Genomic DNA, 19831 nt, shown 5'->3' with positions numbered 1-19831 from the left:
CCCCCGCCGTGATGCCCTCGCCCCTCCCGACCGCGCCGGCGGGCGAGCGGCGCAGGGAACTCGTCCAGAAATTCGCCGCCCTCGCCAGTCTCCTGGTCCTGGTCGCGGCCTTCTCGCTGACCAGCCCGGCCTTCTTCAGCCTCGGCAACGGGCTGACCATCGCCCTGCAGGTGACCTCGATCGGGCTTCTCGGCATCGGCGCCACCTGCGTGATCATCGCGGGCGGGATCGACCTGTCGGTCGGTTCGGTGCTGGCCCTGTCCGGCGTGGTGGCGGCCCTGTGCGTGAAGGAAGCCGGGCTTCCGGTGCCGCTCGGCATGCTCGCGGGCATCCTGACCGGCGCGCTCTGCGGCCTCGCCAACGGCGTGCTGGTGACGCGGATGCGGCTGCCGCCCTTCATCGCCACCCTCGGGACGATGCTGGTCGCGCGCGGCCTGGCCCTGCAGGTCACCGGGGCGCGGGCGGTCTCGGGGCTCGGCGAATCCTTCGGCGCGCTGGGCAACGGCGCCCTGTTCCGCGTGATCCGGATCGAGGATGACGGCTTCCCGACCACACTCTTCCCCGGCATCCCCTACCCGGTGATCCTGATGGTGGCGATCACGCTCGCCGTCGCCGTCATGTTGGACCGCACGGTGATCGGTCGGCACATCTACGCGGTCGGCTCCAACGCCGAGGCCGCGCGCCTGTCGGGGGTGAACGTGAGCCGCGTCGTCACGCTCACCTACGTCCTCTCGGGCGCCCTCGCCGGTCTCACGGGCTGTGTGCTGATGTCCCGCCTCGTGACCGCGCAGCCGAACGAGGGCGTGATGTACGAACTCGACGCCAGCGCCAGCGCGGTGATCGGCGGCACCTCCCTGGTCGGGGGCGTCGGCACGATCTCCGGCACGGCGATCGGATCCTTCGTGATCGGCATCCTGCGCAACGGCCTCAACATGAACGGCGTCTCCGCCTTCATGCAGCAGATCATCATCGGCCTCGTCATCCTGTTCACGGTCTGGATCGACCAGATGCGCCATCGCCGCTGAACCGGGCTGCGCGGGCCGTCCCGCCGCCGCGTCGCCGCGCTCACGCCGCACCGGCCCGGCGCGGGAGGGCAGCGGCCACCGAATTCCGGAGCCGGTGCGGCTCCGGCACGAGCGAACCGGGACGCCGGCCCGATCGCGGAGCCTCACCGGTCGACGCGACGATCGACCTGACGACGGGGAGACACCATGAGACGGATCTTCGGTGCGGTGGCGTTCGGGGTCCTGCTGGCGGCGACGCCGGTGCGGGCCGGCGAGATCGCGGTCATCGTAAAGACGGTGAATTCCACCTTCTGGCAGAACGTGCAGAAGGGCGCCGACGCGGCCATCAAGGCGGAGGTCGGCCACACCCTGACCTTCCAGGGGCCCGCGGCGGAATCGGCCATCGCCGACCAGGTCAACATGGTGGAGAACGCGGTGACCCGCGGGGTCGCCGGCATCGTGCTGGCGCCGAGCGATCCGGACGCGCTGGTCCCGGCCGTGAAGAAGGCCTGGGAGGCCCGCATCCCGGTGGTGATCATCGACTCCGCCCTGAGCCCGTCGGCGGAGCCCTATTACCGGTCGTTCCTCGCCACCGACAACCGCAAGGCCGGGGAACTGGCCGCCAGGACCCTCATCGAGCGGGTCGGGACGGAGGGCCGGATCGCCGTGATGTCCTACGTGGCGGGGGTCGGGTCCGAGATCGGCCGCGTCGGGGGCTTCGTCGACTACGTCAAGGCGCACTCGAAGCTCAAAATCGTCGGGCCCTTCTATTCGCAGTCGCAGATGGCGACGGCGCTCAACCAGACCACCGATGTGCTGGCGGCCAATCCCGACCTGAAGGGGATCTTCGGCGCCAACGAGCCCACCGCCGTGGGCATGGGCCGGGCGCTCAAGCAGTCCGGCAAGGCCGAGCGGATCGTCGCCGTGGGGTTCGACGGGAACCAGGACCTGCAGGGCTTCGTCGCGGACGGCACCCTGGCGGCCATCGTGGTCCAGGGCTCCTTCCAGATGGGTGAGCGCGGCGTCGCCACCATCGCCAAGATCCTGCACAAGCAGCCCGTCGAGAAGGTCATCGACACGGGCGCCGTACTCGTGACGAAGGACAATATCGGGCAGCCCGAGGCGAAGAACGTCCTCTACTGACGCCACCCCGGTCACCGGAGCGATCATGAACGCCGCAACCCTCCGCACCCACGCGCGCAGCCAGGTCGTCGTCTCGGCGATGGGCCTCGGCTGCGCCCAGATGGGCAACCTCTACGCGGTCATGACCGGCGCGGAGGCGCGCGACGTGGTGGACGCCGCGCGGGAGGTGGGCATCCGCTACTTCGACACGGCGCCGTTCTACGGGTTCACCCGGTCGGAACGGCGGCTGGGCGCCCTGGTGACCGACCTTCCCCGCGACAGCTACGCGCTCAGCACCAAGGTCGGCCGCCTGATGCGGCCGGACCCGACGGTGGGCGAGGAGGAGGACGGCTACGTGCGGCCGCTGCCCTTCCGGCCCGTCTACGACTACACCCACGACGGCGTGATGCGGTCCTTCGAGGACAGCCGGCAGCGCCTCGGTATCCTGCGGCCCGACATCCTCTTCGTCCACGACATCGGCCGCGTCACCCACGGGGACCGGCACGCGCTGTACTGGGAGCAGCTCACCCGGGGGGGCGGCTTCGCGGCCCTGACGCGGCTGCGGGAGGAGGGTGCGGTCAAGGCGATCGGCCTCGGCGTGAACGAATGGCAGGCCATCGCGGAGGCGATCGCCGTCGCCGACCTGGACATCTGCCTGCTCGCCGGTCGCTATACGCTGCTGGAGCAGGGAAGCCTCGACCTCCTCGACGCCTGCGCCCGGCGCGGCATCGGCCTCGTGATCGCCGGCGCCTTCAATTCTGGCATCCTGGCCGGGGGCGATCGCTACGATTATCGCGCAGCGCCGCCCGCGGCCGCCGCCCGGGTCGCCGCCCTGCGCGCGGCCTGCGCGGAGGCGGGCGTGTCCCTGCAGGCGGCCGCGCTCCAGTTCCCGCTCGCGCACCCGGCCACCCTGTCGGTGGCCGTGGGCGCGCACGACGCGACGCAGGTCCGGGCCAACGCCCGCTGGTTCGAGGAGGCGATCCCCGCCGGGTTCTGGGGCGACCTCAAGGCCCGGGGCCTGATCGCCGCGGCCGCGCCGGTCCCGGCCTGAGGAGGTCCGATGCGCGTCGATGCCCACATGCACGTCTGGCGGATCGCGGACCGGGCCGGCCACTGGCCGCCGCCGGACCTGACCGTCCTGCACCGGGACTTCACGCCCGCGGACCTCGTGACGCGGCTGGACGAGGCCGGCATCGACGGCGCGGTGCTGGTCCAGAGCCTGCCGGACGAGGCGGAGACCGCGTCCCTGCTCGCCGTCGCGGCCGAGCACCCGGTCGTGCGCGGCGTGGTCGGCTGGACCGACCTCAAGGCCCCGGCGGCACCCGCGGCGATCGCGCGGCTCGCCCGCAACCCGAGGCTCAAGGGCCTGCGCCCGATGCTGCAGGACCTCGTCGATGAGGCCTGGATCGACGATCCGGCCCTGGCGCCGGCGGTCGACGCGATGGTGGCGCACGACCTCGCCTTCGACGCCCTCGTCCGGCCCGGCCACCTGCCGCACCTGCGCGCCTTCGCGGCGCGCCATCCGGCACTGCGGATCGTCGTCGACCACGGGGGCAAGCCGCGGATCGGCGGCGGCTCGCTCACCGCCTGGCGGACGTCGATGGCCGACCTCGCGGCCCTGCCGAACGTGGTCTGCAAGCTGTCGGGCCTGCTGACCGAGGTGGTGGGGGACGGGCACGCGGAGGTGGAATCCTGCGCGGCCACCCTGCTCGCGCTGTTCGGACCGGAGCGGCTGATCTGGGGCAGCGACTGGCCCGTCCTGACCCTGGCGGCCGATTACGGCACGTGGTTGGGGCAGTGCCGGGCGATGGTCCCGGCCGACCATCACGGAGCCGTCTTCGGCGGCAACGCCGTCCGCTTCTACCGCCTCGACGACGAACCATGAGGCAACCGATGCGACGCATGGGCATGGTGATCGGCCTCGAGCCCGGCATGGTCGAGACCTACAAGCGGCTGCACGCGGCGGTCTGGCCGGACATCCTCGACCTGATCGGCCGCTGCAACATCAGGAACTACACGATCTTCCTGCGGGAGCCGGAGAACCTGCTGTTCGGCACCTGGGAGTACCACGGCACCGACTTCGCGGCGGACATGGCGCGGATGGAATCCGACGCCACCAACGCCGCGTGGTGGCGCCTCACCATCCCCTGCCAGCGCCCGCTGGAGAGCCGCGCGCCCGGCGAGTGGTGGGCGCCCATGGAGGAGGTCTTCCACCTGGATTGAGGGCGCGGCGCGCCCGACTCCGCCCTGCCGGCAGTGTGAATTCAGATGCGCCGCGGCCCGCCGGCGCTGCGACCCGTCTCCAGCCTGATCCAGGATCCTCGGCATGACCACGATCACCGGTATGCGCGTCATCGATCTGCGCTTTCCGACCTCCGCCGCCCTCGACGGCTCGGACGCGATGAACCCGGATCCGGACTATTCCGCCGCCTACGTCATCCTGGAGACCGATACCCCCGGCCTCGCGGGGCACGGGCTCACCTTCACCATCGGGCGGGGCAACGAGATCTGCTGCCGGGCGATCGAGGCCCTGCGCCACCTCGTGATCGGGACCGAGCTCGACGACGCCCGCCGGCATCCCGGCCGCTGGTGGCGCCGCCTGACCGGAGACAGCCAGCTCCGCTGGATCGGGCCCGACAAGGGCGCCATGCACCTCGCCACGGGTGCGGTGGTGAACGCCGTCTGGGACCTTCTGGCCAAGCAGGCCGGAAAACCCGTCTGGCGCCTCGTCGCCGACCTGTCGCCCGAGGAGATCGCCGATATCGTCGATTACCGCTACCTGACCGACGTCCTGACCCGGGACGAGGCGGTGGCGATCCTGCGCAGGGCCGAACCCGGCAAGGCGGATCGCATCGCCACCCTCGGGCGCGAGGGCTACCCCTGCTACACGACCTCGGCCGGCTGGCTGGGCTACGACGACGCGAAGCTGCGCCGCCTGTGCGAGGCGGCGGTCGCGGACGGCTTCAACCACGTCAAGCTGAAGGTCGGACGCAACCTGGAGGACGATGTGCGGCGCCTCGGCATCGCCCGCGCGGCGATCGGGCCCGACCGCCACCTGATGATCGACGCCAACCAGGTTTGGGAGGTCGACGAGGCGATCGACTGGGTGCGGGCGCTGGCTTTCGCTCGGCCCTTCTTCATCGAGGAGCCGACCAGCCCCGACGACGTCGCCGGGCACCGCAAGATCCGCGCGGCCATCGCCCCGGTGAAGGTCGCCACCGGCGAAATGTGCCAGAACCGGATCCTGTTTAAGCAATTCATCGCCGAGGGCGCGATCGACATCGTTCAGATCGACGCCTGCCGGATGGGCGGCCTCAACGAGGTTCTGGCGGTGCTCCTGATGGCAGCCAAGCACGACCTGCCGGTCTGGCCGCATGCCGGCGGCGTCGGACTGTGCGAGTACGTCCAGCACCTGTCGATGATCGACTACGTGGCGGTGTCGGGGCGCAAGGACGGCAGAGTGATCGAGTATATCGACCACCTGCACGAGCATTTCCTCGATCCCTGCGAGGTCAGGAACGCGGCCTACATGCCGCCTCGGCGCCCGGGCTTCTCGATTGAGATGCGGCCCGAGACCCTGCGGTCCTACGCCGTCGACGGCTGATCCCGGCGCCGGTCCCCTCCCCCCTCACGGACTTGCGGCCTCGCAGTTCGGGTCGTGGCTTCGTGGACTGAACGCCCCTGGAAATCGCACCCTTCACTCATGCTGAGGTGCGAGCATCGCGCGCCTCGAAGCACGCCTGACCACAGATCCAGGCCAAGACCGCTTGGGATCGACGGTTCCGGGGTGCTTCGAGGCCGCGCGCGATCTTCGATCGCCGCGGCACCTCGGCATGAGGAATGGTGCCACACCCGGCCACGGCCAGCCGACGCGCCGAAAACCGGATCGTGTCAACAGGCAGGCCCTCGACGGGGCCCACCTGCCCGGCGCTCCGTCACTCCACGGTGACGGACTTGGCGAGGTTGCGCGGCTGGTCCACGTCCTTCCCCAGCACGACCGCCGTGTGGTAGGCGAGCAGCTGCACCGGGACCGCGTAGACGATCGGCGCCACCACCGAGTCCACCGCCGGCATCCGCAGCGTCGCCAGCGTGTCCAGGCCCGCCGCGTCCGCCCCCGTCGCGTCGCCAATCAGCACGATCCGGCCACCCCGCGCTGCCACCTCCTGCATGTTCGACACCGTCTTCTCGAAGGTGCCGTCCGGCGGCGCGATCACCACTACCGGAACGCTCTCGTCGATCAGCGCGATCGGGCCGTGCTTGAGCTCGCCCGCCGCATAGCCCTCGGCGTGGATGTACGAGATCTCCTTCAGCTTCAGCGCGCCCTCCAGCGCCATCGGGTAGGAGGTGCCCCGCCCCAGATACAGGACGTCCCGCGCCTTCGCGATCTCCCGCGACAGACCCTCGACCGCATCCTCCCGCTGCAGCGCCTCTGCCATCAGACCCGGCACCGTGATCAGCGCGTCGATCAGTTCCCGCTCCCGCTCCGCCGAGAGCACGCCCCGCGCCCGCCCGGCGGCGATCGCCAGGCACAGCAGCACCGTCAGCTGGCAGGAGAACGCCTTCGTTGAGGCCACCCCGATCTCCGGGCCGGCCAGAGTCGGCACGATCACCGAGGCCTCGCGGGCGATGGTCGAGGTCGGCACGTTGACCACCGCAAGCACGTGCTGGCCCTGCGCCTTGGCGTAGCGCAGCGAGGCCAGCGTGTCGGCGGTCTCGCCCGATTGCGAGATCACCAGCGTCAGCCCGCCCGCCTCCAGCGGCGGCTCGCGGTAGCGGGTCTCGGAGGCCACGTCGATCTCGACCGGCAGCCGCGCCAGCTGCTCGAACCAGTACTTGGCCACCAGCCCGGCGTAGTAGGCGGTGCCGCAGGCGGTGATCGACAGGCGCGACAGCGCGGCGAAGTCGAAGGGCAGCGCCTCCGGCAGGGCGATGCGGCTCGCCGCCAGGTCGACGTAGTGGGCGAGCGTGCGGCCCACCACCTCGGGTTGCTCGTAGATCTCCTTGGCCATGAAGTGGCGGTGGTTGCCCTTGTCGACCAGGAAGGCCTGGGTGACGATCCGCTGGCGGGGGCGGGTGACGGCGGTGCCGGCCGCGTCGCGGATCTGCGCGCCGGCCCGGGTGAGGACGGCCCAGTCACCCTCCTCCAGGTAGGTGATCTCGTCGGTGAAGGGGGCGAGCGCGAGGGCGTCGGAGCCGAGATAGGTCTCGCCCTCGCCGAAGCCGATGGCGAGCGGCGCGCCGTGGCGGGCGCCGATCAGGAAGTCGGCCTCGCCGGCGAACAGGAAGGCGAGCGCGAAGGCGCCGCGCAGGCGCGGCAGGACGGCGGCGACCGCCGCGACGGGGTCGCGGCCGTCGCGCATCTCCTGGGTGACGGCCTGGGCGACGACCTCGGTGTCGGTCTCGGTCTCGAAGACGCAGCCCTTGGCCTGAAGCTCGGCCTTCAGCTCGCGGAAGTTCTCGATGATGCCGTTGTGGACGACGGCCAGGCGGTCGGTCGCGTGGGGGTGGGCGTTGGTCTCGTTGGGCCGGCCGTGAGTGGCCCAGCGGGTGTGCCCGATGCCGATGGCGCCCGAGAGCGGGTTGTTGAGGAGCTTGAGCTGGAGGTTGGTCAGCTTGCCCTCGGCGCGGCGGCGCTCCAGTCGGCCATCCTCCAGGGTGGCGATCCCCGCGGAATCGTAGCCGCGGTATTCCAGCCGCCGCAGGGCGTCGATCACCTGACCGGCCACCGCCTCACGCCCCACGATCCCCACGATGCCGCACATGCTGGTTGCCCCGTTCCTGGACGCGCGTCCCCTGCCGGGGCGGCGCGCCGTCTGTCTTCGCGGCCGGCGCAAGGCCCGGACCGCTCGTCTGCGGGTCGCCGGGCGACCCGCTTCCTCCCTGCCCGCCGGGTGCGGCGAGATTCGGGCCGGCCGTCCCGGGCCGATCCGCCGTCACTCGCGGACGAGGCGCCCACGATACACGAAGGTCCCGGCCGGCACGCCCGTCGTCGCGCCGCCGGGCCCCTCGACGCTGACCGCCAGGGTGGCGCCCTCCGTCAGGATCCGGTCGGCGGCCGGGAGCGCGAGGCGCGTGAGCGGACCGGCGGCGATCCGCCCGAGCGAGCGCGGGGCCGCCCCCGGCGCGATGAACCAGAGTTCGAGGCTTCCCTCGCGCGGCATCTCCGCCGCGAGGACGTGCACGCGGACGGTCTCGGCGGCCGCATCGATGGTGACCACCAGAGCCGGCGGCTGGCCGCCGCGATCGAGCACCGCGAAGGCCCGCGGCTCCGCCCCCCGCGGGCGCAATCCGCGCAGGGCCGCGATCAGGACGAGGCCGAGGCCGAGCGCCCCGAGCGCCGCGATCCACCACCGGCGCGACGACGGCGCCGACGCGGCGCGAAACACATTCCACAGGGCCGCGCCCGGAACGATCGGGGGCGTCGCGGGCGCGAGGGAAGCCAAGCGCTCCTCCCAGAAGCTCTGCGCGGCGGCCAGCTTCGGGTCGCCGGCGCGGTCGCGCTCGTAGGCGGCGCGCTCGGCCATGCCCAGGGTGCCCAGGACGTATTGGACGGCGCGGAGGTCGGGATCCTCACTCATGTGCCCGGCTCCGCAGCGACGGGGGCCGGCTCCCGCGCCCCTCCCGGCGAGGGCGGACCCCCCGGTCCTCCCCGCCCCCATCCGGACGCGCCCGCCTCGCGGGAGCCGGGAGCGCCGGACCGAAATCCTAGGGGAATTCGGCCCGCCGGACCATCGCCTCCTGCGTCGCGGGGCAGAGGTCCCGGCCGGACGGGCGGGCGCCCCGTCCATGCGTGCGGCCGCGGGTCTGCGCCGCGCGAAGCGGGCCCTCAGGCCTTGCCCTTGCCGCGCGCCCAGCCGGGCTTGACGACCTGGCGGCCGCGGGCGATCGCGAGCGCCTCGGCCGGCACGTCCTGCGTGACCACCGACCCCGAGCCCACATAGGCGCCCGCTCCGATCGTCACCGGCGCGACCAGGGCGGAGTTCGAGCCCACGAAGGCCCTCTCGCCGATCACCGTCCGGTGCTTGTGAACGCCGTCGTAGTTGCAGGTGATGGTGCCCGCCCCGAGATTGGCCTTCGCCCCGACCTCGGCGTCGCCGACATAGGAAAGGTGGTTGACCTTGGCGCCCGGGCCGATGGCGGCGTTCTTCACCTCGACGAAGTTGCCGATCCGCGCGCCCGTCTCCAGCACGGCGCCGGGCCGCAGGCGGGCGTAGGGCCCGATCTGGACGCCAGGCGCCAGGGAGGCCTGTTCCAGGTGCGAGAAGGCGTGGATCACGCAGCCCTCCCCCACCGTGACACCGGGCCCGAACACGCAATGCGGCTCCACGACGGTGTCGCGGCCGAGCCGGGTGTCGTGGCTGAGGAACACGGTCTCGGGCGCGATCAGCGTGGCGCCGGCGAGCATCGCCTCGCGCCGCAGGCGGCCCTGGATCGCCGCCTCGGCGGCCGCGAGCTGGACCCGGTCGTTGACGCCCTGCGCCTCGGCCTCCGGCACGATCACGACCGCGGCGCGCAGGCCCTCTGCCACCGCCAGCGCCGGCGCGTCGGTGAGGTAGTACTCCCCGGCCGCGTTGGCGTTGCCGATGCGGTCGAGGAGCGCGAGGGCGTGCCGGCCGGACAGGGCCATCAGGCCCGCATTGCTGAGGGTGACGGCGCGCTCGGCCGGGCTCGCATCCTTCTCCTCGCGGATCGCCAGGACGCGGTCGCCCTCCGTCAGCACGCGGCCGTAGCCGGACGGGTCGGCCGCCTCGAAGGCGAGCACCGCCACCGCCGCGCCGTCCGCCAGGGGGGCTCTCAGGCGCGCGAGGGTCTCGGGACGGATCAGCGGGGTGTCCCCGAAGGCGACGAGCACGTCGTCGTGCCCCGCCTCCAGGGCCGCACGGGCGGCCAGCACCGCATGCGCGGTGCCCAGGCGCTCGGCCTGCGGGAAGACCTCGGCCCCCGGCGCGGCCGCCGCCGCCGCCGCGGCCACGTCGGTCCGGCCCGGCTCGGCCACCACCGCGATCCCGGTCGCCCCCGCCGCCCGCGCGGCGGCGAGCACGTGGGCCAGCATCGGCCGTCCGGCCAGCGGGTGCAGGACCTTGGGCAGGTCCGAGCGCATCCGCGTGCCCTTGCCGGCCGCGAGGACGACGCAGAGCAGCGAGCGGGCGCCGGAGGGGGTCGGAATCGGGGTCATCGGGCTCATCGTCCGGGTGCGGGTCGCGGGGGATCTAGCCGAATCGCGGCCAGACGGGCAAACCCCAGGCCGCCGGGAACGATCGATCTTAACCCCGGGTTCAGGTCCGGGCGTGGTAAACCCCCGGCGACCCTCCCGGAACGGATGCGCATGACGGACAGACTGCCCGCCCCGCTACGGCCGGCCGATGACGGAACCCGCCCCGACCGGCGCGCGGTGCTGGCGCTCGCGGGCGGCCTCGCGGCGAGCGCGCTCGGCCCGGCCGCCGACGCCCGGGCGGAGGACGCGCCGCCGGCCCCGCCGCTGGGCGACGGGGCGCGGTTCGATGCCGCCGCGATCGTGGCCCTCGCCCGGTCGCTGGCGGCCAAGCCCTACGCGGCCCCGGCGAACGATCTCCCGGACGGCTTCGGCAAGCTGAGCTACGAGCAGTATATCGGCATCCGGCCCAAGCCCGAGCTGCTGCTCTGGCACGGCGAGGACCGCGGCTTCGTCGTCGAGCCCCTGCATCGGGGCTACCTGTTCACGAACCCGGTCGCCCTGCATACGGTGGAGGACGGGGTCGTCCGGCGCATCCCCTACAACCGCGACCTGTTCGAGTTCCGCAAAGTGGCGCCGCCGGAGGCCGGGCGGGACCTCGGCTTCTCGGGCTTCCGGCTCTACGGCAGCTTCGGGGGCGGCAAGCCCGCCGATTGCGCGATCTTCCAGGGCGCGTCCTTCTTCCGCGCGCTGGCGGCGGGCCAGAGCTACGGGATCACCGCCCGCGCCCTGACGCTTCGCCCGGCCGAGGCCCGCGGGGAGGAATTCCCGATGTTCCGCGCCTTCTGGCTGGAGCGGCCGGGGCCGGCGAGCGGGCAGATCGTGATCCACGCGCTCATCGACTCGGACTCGGCCGCCGCCGCCCTGCACATGACGCTGAGGCCCGGCGACGCCACCATCGTCGACATCGAGGCGACGCTCTGCCCGCGCACGCCCCTCGACCATGTCGGGATCGGTGGGATGACCGGGGCCTTCCTGTTCGGGCCGGCCGACCGGCGCAACGTCGACGACCCCCGCCCGGCCGCCCACGAGGTCGGCGGCCTGCAGATGAGCAACGGCGGCGGCGAGGCCCTGTGGCGGCCGGTGCAGAACCCCGAGACGCTGCAGATCTCCTCCTTCCTCGACCAGGACCCCAAGGGGTTCGGCCTCGTGCAGCGGCACCGCGCCTACGCAGATTACCAGGACGACGTGCAGCATTGGGAGCGCCGCCCGAGCCTGTGGATCGAGCCCTTCAGCACCTGGCAGCCGGGCCAGGAGCAGCACGGCTGGGGCGCGGGCGCGGTGCAGCTCATCGAGATCCCGAGCGAGTCGGAGGTCAACGAGAACATCATCGCCTATTGGCGGCCCAAGGACCCGGTCGCGAAGGAGACGGCCTTCAGCTACCGGCAGTTCTGGTGCTGGGACATCCCGGGCGCGCCGCCGCTCGCGCGCTGCACCGGCACGCGGGTGGGCAAGGGCGCCTCGGGCAAGCGCCGCCGCTTCCTCGTCGACTTCACCGGCGACGCGCTGTTCGCGCCCGAAGTAAAGCCGGAGGCGCTGACCCTCGCGGTCACGGCCTCGCCGGGATCGATCGTGGAGCCCAAGCCCGACGCGGCGCCGGCCAAGAGCGATCCCCAGGTCCGGCCCCTCCTCTACCTGTACCCGGAGCGCAAGACGGTGCGCGCCGCCTTCGAACTCGACCCGGGCGGCGAGACCGCCTGCGAGATGCGCCTCGTCGTCAAGAACGGCGACCAACCCGTCAGTGAGACATGGCTGTTTCGTTGGACCCCCTGACGCCGCCGGCGTCCCCCGCCCCGGCGGTTCTGCCCGAGGCGCCGCTCGCGATGCCGGTGCAGGACCTGCGCCGCTGGTCGCCGGAGCGCGCGCATCGCGGCGCGCCGCACCCGTCGCCGCGGGCGGCGCGGCTGTTCGTGTTCGGGGCGGCGCTGCTGCTGACCGCCTACGGCGCCTACGAGATGTACGAGGTGGTGTCGGTCGCGGGCAGCGCGACGGTCCTGCAGCTGCTCCTACTGCTGCTGTTCACGCTGAACTTCTCCTGGATCGCACTGGCCTTCACCTCGGCGCTGCTGGGCTTCGGGGCGCTGCTGCGCCGCCGCCCGCCCGCGGCGCCGCCGGCTCCGCTGATGCGGCGCACCGCCGTCGTGATGCCGGTCTACAACGAGGCGACGTCCCGCACCTTCGCGGCCGTCGAGGCGATCCGCGCCTCGATCGAGGCCACGGGCCAGGGGGAGCGGTTCGATTACTGGATCCTGTCGGATTCCACCCAGGCCGATGCCTGGATCGCCGAGGAGCGCGCCTTCCTGGCCCTGCGGGACAAGCTCGGACCGGAGGCCCGCCTGTATTACCGCCACCGGCCGAAGAACCACCACCGCAAGGCCGGCAACATCGCGGATTTCGTCACCCGCTGGGGCGGCCACTACGACCACATGCTGGTGCTCGACGCCGACAGCCTGATGAGCGGCGACTGCGTGGTGCGGCTCGCGGCCGCCATGGAGGCGGATCCGGATGCCGGGATCATCCAATCCCTGCCGCTGATCATCAACCGCAACACGCTGTTCGCCCGCGTGCAGCAATTCGCGGCGCGCATCTACGGGCCGGTGATCGCCACCGGCCTCGCCCTGTGGTCGGGGCGGGACGGCAATTACTGGGGCCACAACGCCATCATCCGCACCCGCGCCTTCGCGGAGCAGTGCGGCCTGCCGGACCTGCCCGGCAAGCCGCCCTTCGGCGGCCACGTGCTCAGCCACGACTTCGTCGAGGCGGCGCTGATCCGGCGCGGCGGCTGGAGCGTCACCATGCTCCCCGACCTCGCCGGCTCCTACGAGGAGAGCCCCCCCTCGCTGATCGACATCGCCGTGCGCGACCGGCGCTGGGCGCAGGGCAATCTCCAGCACGCGCGGATCATCACGGCCGCGGGGCTGAAGCTGCCCTCGCGCCAGCACTTCGCGACCGGCATCGCCGGCTACCTCGCCTCCCCGCTCTGGGCGGCGCAGCTCGTGGTCGGTGTCGCCCTGGCGCTGCAGACCGCCTATATCCGGCCCGAATACTTCCCGAGCGAGTTCCGGCTCTACCCGATCTGGCCGCGCTTCGACCCGGTGCGCGCGCTCCAGCTCTTCGGGCTGACCATGGGGATCCTGCTCGCCCCGAAGCTGTTCGGGCTGATCCTCGCTCTCCTCGACGGGGCGGTGCGCCGCGCGAGCGGCGGCGCGGCGCGGCTCATCCTGTCCGCGCTGATCGAGACGCTGCTCTCGGCCCTGATCGCGCCGATCGCGATGCTGATCCAGTCGGGCTCCGTGGTGCAGATCCTGCTCGGCCGCGACACGGGCTGGAACCCGCAGCGGCGCGACGACGGCTCGATCCCCTTCCGCGACATCGTGCGGCGCCACCGCTGGCACACGTTGCTCGGGTTCGTCTCGGGGGCGGCCGCCTTCGCGATCGCGACCTCGCTGTTCCTGTGGATGTCGCCGACGATCCTCGGCCTCGTCCTGGCGATCCCGATCTCCTGGGCGAGCGGGCAGCTGGCCTGGGGCCTCGCCCTCAAGCGGCTTGGCCTGCTGATGACGCCCGAGGAGCGCGTGCCGCCGCCGATCGCGCTGGCCGCGAAGGCGCTGGCGAGCGAGAACGCCGCCCGCGGTTTCGACGACGCGGACGCGGTCGAGGCGCTGAGCGAGGACCCCGTCCTGCGCGAGGGCCACCTCGCGATGCTGCCCGCGCCCGCGCCCCGCAAGCGGGGGGCCGTGGACGCGGACCGGGTCGTGGCCGCGGCGAAGCTCGCCGAGGCGACGCGGTCCGAGGAGGCGGCCGCCTGGCTCACGCCGAAGGAGCGGATGGCCGCCCTGCACGACCCCGCCCTGGTGGAGCGGCTGGGCCGGCTGACCGGGACCTGACTCGTCCCGCCCTGCCGCACGGCAGTCCGGGGACGATGCGAGGGACGTCTCCCTTCTCCCGAGTGGGCTAATGTGTTCACACATCGCCTCTCGGCATCAAAGAAGCGCTTCTTTCGCAGTTGCTTGAACGGAACCGAGGAGACCCGCGGGATCCCCTCTCCCGTGCGGGAGAGGGGTAGGGGTGAGGGTCCCGGACCGTGCCGTCATCAAGCGAAGACGGTCGTGCTGGCAGCGGGACGCTTCAGAATACTTGCTGAACCACCTGGACCCTCACGCGGGATCTCCGATCCCCTGCCCCTCTCCCGCACGGGAGAGGGGTTCCCCGCGCCACATCCGGGAACCATCGTGTGTCGACGCAAGTATCTGCCCTGTTTTATTTTTCACGTTCTATGAATCCGCTAGCCCGAGTGGGAGAGGGGATCCCGCGCCGGCTGGAATGGCGTAGTTTATTGTCGAAGTAACGCTTTTCGAGACCAAAGCGCCTTAAAAGGGGCCTCCGATCTTGCCCGGGCAACCATGCTCCCGCGGGCGTGGGGTCAGGCGCGGAACGCCCTCACGCCGCCCGCACCCGCTCCACGTCGATCACGAGGCCCTTCGGCGTCATGCGCTCGCGGGACACCAGCCGGTCCCCCGGCGCGAACTCGCCGAGCGGCACGTCGCGGTCGGGCAGGATCACCGTCGCGTGCCGGTTCACGAACACGATCACGTGCCGCTTCTGCGCGAGCGAGGCCACGGCCCAGCGCTTGATCTGGTCGTAATAGGGCGCGCGCTTCCACATCCCGGCCTGCCCGGGATCGACCTGGACCTGGAGGAAGCGCGTCACCGGGTCGAGGGTCAGCACCATCTTGGCGCGGTCGGGCTTCCATTCGGGGCCGAGCCAGCCCTCCGTCATCCAGAGGCAGTGGAAGGCGCGGCAATGGCCGGGGCGGGTCGCGTGGATGGAACAGCCGCGGCCCACCAAGGCGTGACGGCACCACTCGCCCGCGACGCTCTCCACCGCCGGCACGTCGAAGACCTTGCAGCAGAGGGTGCAGGCGCCGCAGGAGCGGCCCGGGGCGGGTTGGGTGACGAGTTCAGCGGGATCGGTCATGCCTGAGGGGGTCGTATGCGCGGGCCGCCTTGGTGCGGGGGCATCGCGCCGCTAATGTGGCGGCGCGCCGGTCTTCCAGCCGTCCGGCCCACGCCTCGCCAGGAAAGCGCAGACCCGATGCTCTCAAACCTCGCCGCCCGCGACGTCGAAACCCTCATCCATCCCTACACGAACCTCGCGCTGTTCCGCGAGTCGGGACCGCTGGTGCTGGACCGCGGGCACGGCGTCTGGGTCTACGACACCGACGGTCGCCCCTATCTCGAGGGCATGGCGGGCCTGTGGTGCACGGCGCTCGGCTACTCCAACGAGGAGCTGGTCGAGGCCGCCCGCGAGCAGATGGCGCGGCTGCCTTTCACGCACCTGTTCTCCGGCCGCAGCCACGACCCGGCGATCGAACTCGCCGAGACGCTGAAGGAACTCGCCCCGATCCCGGTCTCGAAGGTGTTCTTCACCTCGTCGGGCTCGGAGGCGAACGACACCCAGGTGAAGCTCACCTGGTACCTCAACAACGCGCTCGGCCGCCCGCGCAAGAAGAAGATCATCAGCCACACCAAGGGCTACCACGGCGTCACGGTGGCCTCGGCCTCGCTCACGGGACTTCCCGCGAACCACGCGGATTGGGACCTGCCGCTGCCGGGCTTCCTGCACGCCCCCTGCCCGCACCATTACCGCGGGGCGCAGCCCGGCGAGAGCGAGGAGGCGTTCTCGGCTCGGCTCGCGGCGGAGCTCGACGCCCTGATCCAGCGCGAGGACCCCGACACGGTGGCGGCCTTCATCGCCGAGCCGGTGCTCGGGGCCGGCGGCGCGATCGTGCCGCCGCAGGGCTACTACGCGGCGATCGGCAAGGTGCTGGCGGCCTACGACATCCGCTTCATCGCCGACGAGGTGATCTGCGGCTTCGGCCGGCTCGGCACGTGGTTCGGCGCCGAGACGATGGCGATGCGGCCGGACAGCCTGTCCTTCGCCAAGGCCGTCACCTCCGCCTACATGCCGCTCGGCGGCCTCACCGTGGAGGAGCCCCTCTACCAAGCGATGCTCGACGAGAGCCGCAAGATCGGCACCTTCGGGCACGGCACCACCTATTCGGGACACCCCGTCGCCTGCGCGGTCGCCATCAAGGCGCTGGAGATCTACCGGCGCGACCGCCTCGTCGAGGCCGCGGCCGAGAAGGCGCCGCACTTCCAGCGGCGCCTCACCGCCCTCGCCGACCACCCGCTCGTCGGCGAGGCGCGCGGCATCGGCCTGATCGGCGGCATCGAACTCGTGGCCGACAAGGCGACGAAGCGCCAGTACGAGCCGAAGGCCGGCGTCGCGGCGCGCTGCGTCGCCTTCGCGCAGGCCGAGGGCCTGATCGTCCGCTTCCTGGCGGGCGACCGGGTCGCGATCTGCCCGCCGCTGGTCATCGCGCCCGACGAGATCGACGCCCTGTTCGACCGGCTGACCCGCGCCCTCGACCGGACCGCCGCCTGGGTCCATGAGCAGGCCCTGACCGCGGCCTGACGCCGTTCATCTCTCGTCCAGGTCTGCGGCGGGGGCGCCGCCATCTTGCCCCCGCCCCGCCGCGATCGCGCCCGACGCCCGTCCCGTTCCGCCGCATAACGGAGGGACCGGCCGAGGAGAGCCGGGGTGACGAGAGGAAATCAGGAATGGCATCGCACACGCAGAGCCCGGCCGTCGCGACCCGCAGCCGCGCGCAGGCGCAAGGCGCGGCGGCGAGCTTCCGCCCCCTGGCCCTGCCGGCCGTCGCGGCCGCCGCGCGGGCCGCCGGAGCCAAGCCGAAGCGCAGCCCGCGCCCGCCGATCCGCCACGAGCACGAGACCGGTGATTGACCGGGCGCAACCGCGCGCGGATGACGGGATCTTAACGCTTCTCCCTTTCCCCTTCGACAGGCGCGCGGAGTCTCCCGCCCCCGCGGCCGACGAGGTCCCGCGCCGATGCTGATCCTGCCGAGCCGGCGACAGATCCTGACGGGCTCCGCCGGCCTCGCGCTCGCGGGCGCGGCGGCCGGCTACGCTGTCGCGGTCGAGCCCGCGTGGCGCCTGGTGGTGACGCCCTACGCGCCGCGGCCGACGCACTGGCCGTCCGGCCTGCGCCTGCGCATCGCCGCCCTGGCCGATTTCCACGTGGGCGATCCCTGGATGTCCCTCGGCCGCGTCGAGGCGATCATCGCGGCGACGAACGCGCTCGCGCCGGACCTGATCCTGCTGCTCGGCGACTATCCCGGGTCGCGGCCGGTCGCCCTGCGCCGGGTGCCGCTGACGGATTTCGCCAAGCGCCTCACGGCGCTGAAGGCTCCCCTCGGCATCCACGCGATCCTCGGCAACCACGATTGGTGGGACGATCCCCGGGCGCAGGCGGCGATGCGCGGCCCCGTCGAGGCGCGCCGGGCCCTGGAGGCGCAGGGCATTCCGGTCCTGGAGAACGCCGCGACGCGCCTGACCAAGGACGGCCAGCCCTTCTGGCTCGCCGGTCTCGCCGACCAGGAGCCGTTCCTGCACCGCGGCAATCCCCGCAGCCTCGCCGACCTGCCCGCCACCCTCGCGGCGGTGACCGACGACGCGCCGGTGCTGCTGATGGCGCACGAGCCGGACATCTTCCCGAGGGTGCCGGGGCGGGTCGCGCTCACCCTGTCCGGCCACACCCATGGCGGGCAGGTGCGCATCCTCGGCTACGCGCCCGCCTCGCCCTCCCGCTACGGACAGCGCTACATCTACGGCCACGTGGTGGAGCAGGACCGGCACCTGATCGTCTCGGGCGGGCTCGGCCTCAGCCGGCTGCCGGTGCGGATCGGCGTGCCGCCCGAGATCGTCCTCGTCGATCTCGGCGGGGAGCGGCCCGCCGGCCAAGTCTGAGCGGCCAAGTCTGAGCGGCCAAGTCTGAGCGGCGGGCTCCGCTGCGTCAGAGCGGGATGTTGTCGTGCTTCTTCCAGGGCTGCTCGCTCTCCTTGGTGCGCAGCATCGCCAGCGCCCGAGCCACCCGGCGCCGGGTCGAGTGGGGCATGATCACCTCGTCGATGTAGCCCCGCTCCGCCGCCACGAAGGGCGACATGAAGCGCTCCTCGTACTCCGCCGTGCGCGCCGCGATCTTGTCGGGATCGCCCAGGTCCTGCCGGAAGATGATCTCCACCGCGCCCTTGGCCCCCATCACGGCGATCTGCGCGCTCGGCCAGGCGTAGTTCACGTCGCCGCCGATGTGCTTGGAGGCCATGACGTCGTAGGCGCCGCCGAAGGCCTTGCGGGTGATCACCGTGACGAGCGGCACGGTCGCCTCGCTGTAGGCGAAGAGCAGCTTGGCGCCGTGCTTGATGAGCCCGCCATATTCCTGGGCGGTGCCCGGCAGGAAGCCCGGGACGTCCACGAAGGTGACGATCGGGATGCCGAAGGCGTCGCAGAAGCGCACGAAGCGCGCCGCCTTGCGCGAGGCGTCCGCGTCGAGCACGCCCGCCAGCACCATCGGCTGGTTGGCGACGAGGCCCACCGTGCGCCCCTCGATCCGCGCGAAGCCCGTGATGATGTTCTTCGCGAAGGCGGCCTGGATCTCGAAGAAATCGCCCTCGTCGACCACCCGCCGGATGAGCTCGCCCATGTCGTAGGGCTTGTTCGGGTTGTCCGGGACCAGGGTGTCGAGGCTCTTGTCGAGCCGCAGCGGGTCGTCGAAGCTCTCGATCTCCGGCACGCCCTCGAGGTTGTTGGCGGGCAGGAAATCCATCAGGCGGCGGATCTGCAGCAGCGCCTCGACGTCGTTGTCGTAGGAGCCGTCCGCGATCGAGGACTTGGTGGTGTGGACCTTGGCGCCGCCGAGTTCCTCCGCGGTGACGACCTCGTTGGTCACGGTCTTGACCACGTCCGGCCCGGTCACGAACATGTAGCTGGTGTCGCGCACCATGAAGATGAAGTCGGTCATGGCCGGCGAGTAGACGTCGCCGCCCGCGCACGGCCCCATGATCACCGAGATCTGCGGGATCACGCCGGAGGCGAGCACGTTGCGCTTGAACACCTCGCCGTAGCCGCCGAGCGCCGCGACGCCCTCCTGGATGCGGGCGCCGCCGGCATCGAACAGACCGATGATCGGGGCGCGCATCTTGAGCGCCATGTCCTGGACCTTGATGATCTTCTGGGCATGCGCCTCGGAGAGCGAGCCGCCGAAGACCGTGAAGTCCTTGGAGAACACGAAGACGGTGCGGCCGTTGATGGTGCCCCAGCCGGTCACCACGCCGTCGCCCGGGATCTTCTGCGCCTCCATCCCGAAATCGCTCGACCGGTGCTGCACGAACATGTCGAATTCCTCGAACGAGCCGGTGTCGAGGAGGAGTTCGATGCGCTCCCGCGCGGTGAGCTTGCCGCGCTTGTGCTGGGCCGCGACGCGGCTCTCGCCGCCGCCGAGCCGGGCCTGGGCGCGCCGCTGGTCCAGCCGATCGAGGATGTCCTTCATTGCCTGCCGCCTGTCTGTGTCGGGCGCCGGGAGCCGGGAGGCTTGGCGGTACTTGTGGACGCGGCTCTAGCACGCACCCACCGCG

Annotated in this window: 16 protein-coding genes; 11 read left to right on the top strand and 5 right to left on the bottom strand. The window is 72.0% G+C overall.

Annotated features, from left to right (window positions below; all coding sequences use genetic code 11):
- Positions 1 to 11 precede the first annotated feature (11 nt).
- The 6 genes from ACW9J6_RS16865 (at position 12) to ACW9J6_RS16840 (ending at position 5730) form a co-directional block, all read left to right on the top strand.
- Entirely contained in the window at positions 12 to 1025 is a 1014-nt protein-coding gene (locus ACW9J6_RS16865) for an ABC transporter permease (protein WP_457117768.1), read from the top strand.
- A 186-nt stretch (positions 1026 to 1211) separates the two neighbouring features.
- Positions 1212 to 2147 (top strand): substrate-binding domain-containing protein, encoded by a 936-nt coding sequence (locus tag ACW9J6_RS16860; RefSeq protein WP_457117644.1) that lies wholly within the window; start codon positions 1212 to 1214, stop codon positions 2145 to 2147.
- A gap of 25 nt (positions 2148 to 2172) precedes the next feature.
- On the top strand, positions 2173 to 3177 hold the full coding sequence (locus tag ACW9J6_RS16855; RefSeq protein WP_457117643.1) for an aldo/keto reductase: 1005 nt from the start codon (positions 2173 to 2175) through the stop codon (positions 3175 to 3177).
- A gap of 9 nt (positions 3178 to 3186) precedes the next feature.
- The gene (locus ACW9J6_RS16850; protein ID WP_457117642.1) at positions 3187 to 4011 is read left to right on the top strand and encodes an amidohydrolase family protein; all 825 of its coding nucleotides are present in this window, start codon (positions 3187 to 3189) and stop codon (positions 4009 to 4011) included.
- Between the two features lie 8 nt (positions 4012 to 4019).
- Complete coding sequence (locus ACW9J6_RS16845; RefSeq protein ID WP_457117641.1) at positions 4020 to 4349, top strand: L-rhamnose mutarotase; 330 nt, start codon at positions 4020 to 4022, stop codon at positions 4347 to 4349.
- A 103-nt stretch (positions 4350 to 4452) separates the two neighbouring features.
- Entirely contained in the window at positions 4453 to 5730 is a 1278-nt protein-coding gene (locus tag ACW9J6_RS16840; RefSeq protein WP_457117640.1) for an L-fuconate dehydratase, read from the top strand.
- A gap of 331 nt (positions 5731 to 6061) precedes the next feature.
- Here ACW9J6_RS16840 and glmS read toward each other — a convergent pair whose 3' ends face one another.
- The 3 genes from glmS to glmU form a co-directional block, all read right to left on the bottom strand.
- Positions 6062 to 7888, bottom strand: coding sequence for a glutamine--fructose-6-phosphate transaminase (isomerizing) (gene glmS, locus ACW9J6_RS16835; protein ID WP_457117639.1), 1827 nt, complete (start codon positions 7886 to 7888; stop codon positions 6062 to 6064).
- Between the two features lie 171 nt (positions 7889 to 8059).
- The gene (locus tag ACW9J6_RS16830) at positions 8060 to 8704 is read right to left on the bottom strand and encodes an anti-sigma factor (protein WP_457117638.1); all 645 of its coding nucleotides are present in this window, start codon (positions 8702 to 8704) and stop codon (positions 8060 to 8062) included.
- Between the two features lie 248 nt (positions 8705 to 8952).
- The gene (gene glmU / locus ACW9J6_RS16825) at positions 8953 to 10302 is read right to left on the bottom strand and encodes a bifunctional UDP-N-acetylglucosamine diphosphorylase/glucosamine-1-phosphate N-acetyltransferase GlmU (protein ID WP_457117637.1); all 1350 of its coding nucleotides are present in this window, start codon (positions 10300 to 10302) and stop codon (positions 8953 to 8955) included.
- A 150-nt stretch (positions 10303 to 10452) separates the two neighbouring features.
- Here glmU and ACW9J6_RS16820 point away from each other — a divergent pair, with 150 nt between their 5' ends.
- Together ACW9J6_RS16820 and mdoH are read left to right on the top strand one after the other, a co-directional pair.
- On the top strand, positions 10453 to 12111 hold the full coding sequence (locus ACW9J6_RS16820) for a glucan biosynthesis protein (RefSeq protein ID WP_457117636.1): 1659 nt from the start codon (positions 10453 to 10455) through the stop codon (positions 12109 to 12111).
- Positions 12087 to 14225, top strand: a complete 2139-nt coding sequence (mdoH, locus tag ACW9J6_RS16815; protein ID WP_457117635.1) for a glucans biosynthesis glucosyltransferase MdoH — start codon at positions 12087 to 12089, stop codon at positions 14223 to 14225. Before ACW9J6_RS16820 ends, mdoH begins: the two co-directional genes overlap by 25 nt.
- Before the next feature lie 553 nt (positions 14226 to 14778).
- Here the strand turns inward: mdoH and ACW9J6_RS16810 are convergent.
- Positions 14779 to 15315, bottom strand: a complete 537-nt coding sequence (locus ACW9J6_RS16810) for a hypothetical protein (RefSeq protein ID WP_457117634.1) — start codon at positions 15313 to 15315, stop codon at positions 14779 to 14781.
- A 117-nt stretch (positions 15316 to 15432) separates the two neighbouring features.
- Here ACW9J6_RS16810 and ACW9J6_RS16805 point away from each other — a divergent pair, with 117 nt between their 5' ends.
- The 3 genes from ACW9J6_RS16805 to ACW9J6_RS16795 all read left to right on the top strand — a co-directional run bounded on the left by ACW9J6_RS16805 (position 15433) and on the right by ACW9J6_RS16795 (position 18167).
- Positions 15433 to 16815: an aminotransferase gene (locus ACW9J6_RS16805; protein WP_457117633.1), complete on the top strand. Its 1383-nt coding sequence runs from the start codon at positions 15433 to 15435 to the stop codon at positions 16813 to 16815.
- A 146-nt stretch (positions 16816 to 16961) separates the two neighbouring features.
- Positions 16962 to 17144, top strand: coding sequence for a hypothetical protein (locus ACW9J6_RS16800; RefSeq protein ID WP_457117632.1), 183 nt, complete (start codon positions 16962 to 16964; stop codon positions 17142 to 17144).
- A gap of 105 nt (positions 17145 to 17249) precedes the next feature.
- A complete protein-coding gene (locus ACW9J6_RS16795) occupies positions 17250 to 18167 on the top strand; it encodes a metallophosphoesterase (RefSeq protein ID WP_457117631.1) in 918 nt (305 codons plus the stop codon).
- A 46-nt stretch (positions 18168 to 18213) separates the two neighbouring features.
- Here the strand turns inward: ACW9J6_RS16795 and ACW9J6_RS16790 are convergent, their stop codons facing one another.
- Positions 18214 to 19746 carry an acyl-CoA carboxylase subunit beta gene (locus tag ACW9J6_RS16790; protein WP_457117630.1) on the bottom strand — a complete coding sequence of 511 codons (1533 nt, stop codon included), beginning with the start codon at positions 19744 to 19746 and terminating at the stop codon, positions 18214 to 18216.
- Between the last annotated feature and the right edge of the window lie 85 nt (positions 19747 to 19831).

It is taken from the genome of Methylobacterium sp. JK268, assembly GCF_054052225.1.
This window is presented reverse-complemented; position numbering and strand designations above follow the sequence as displayed.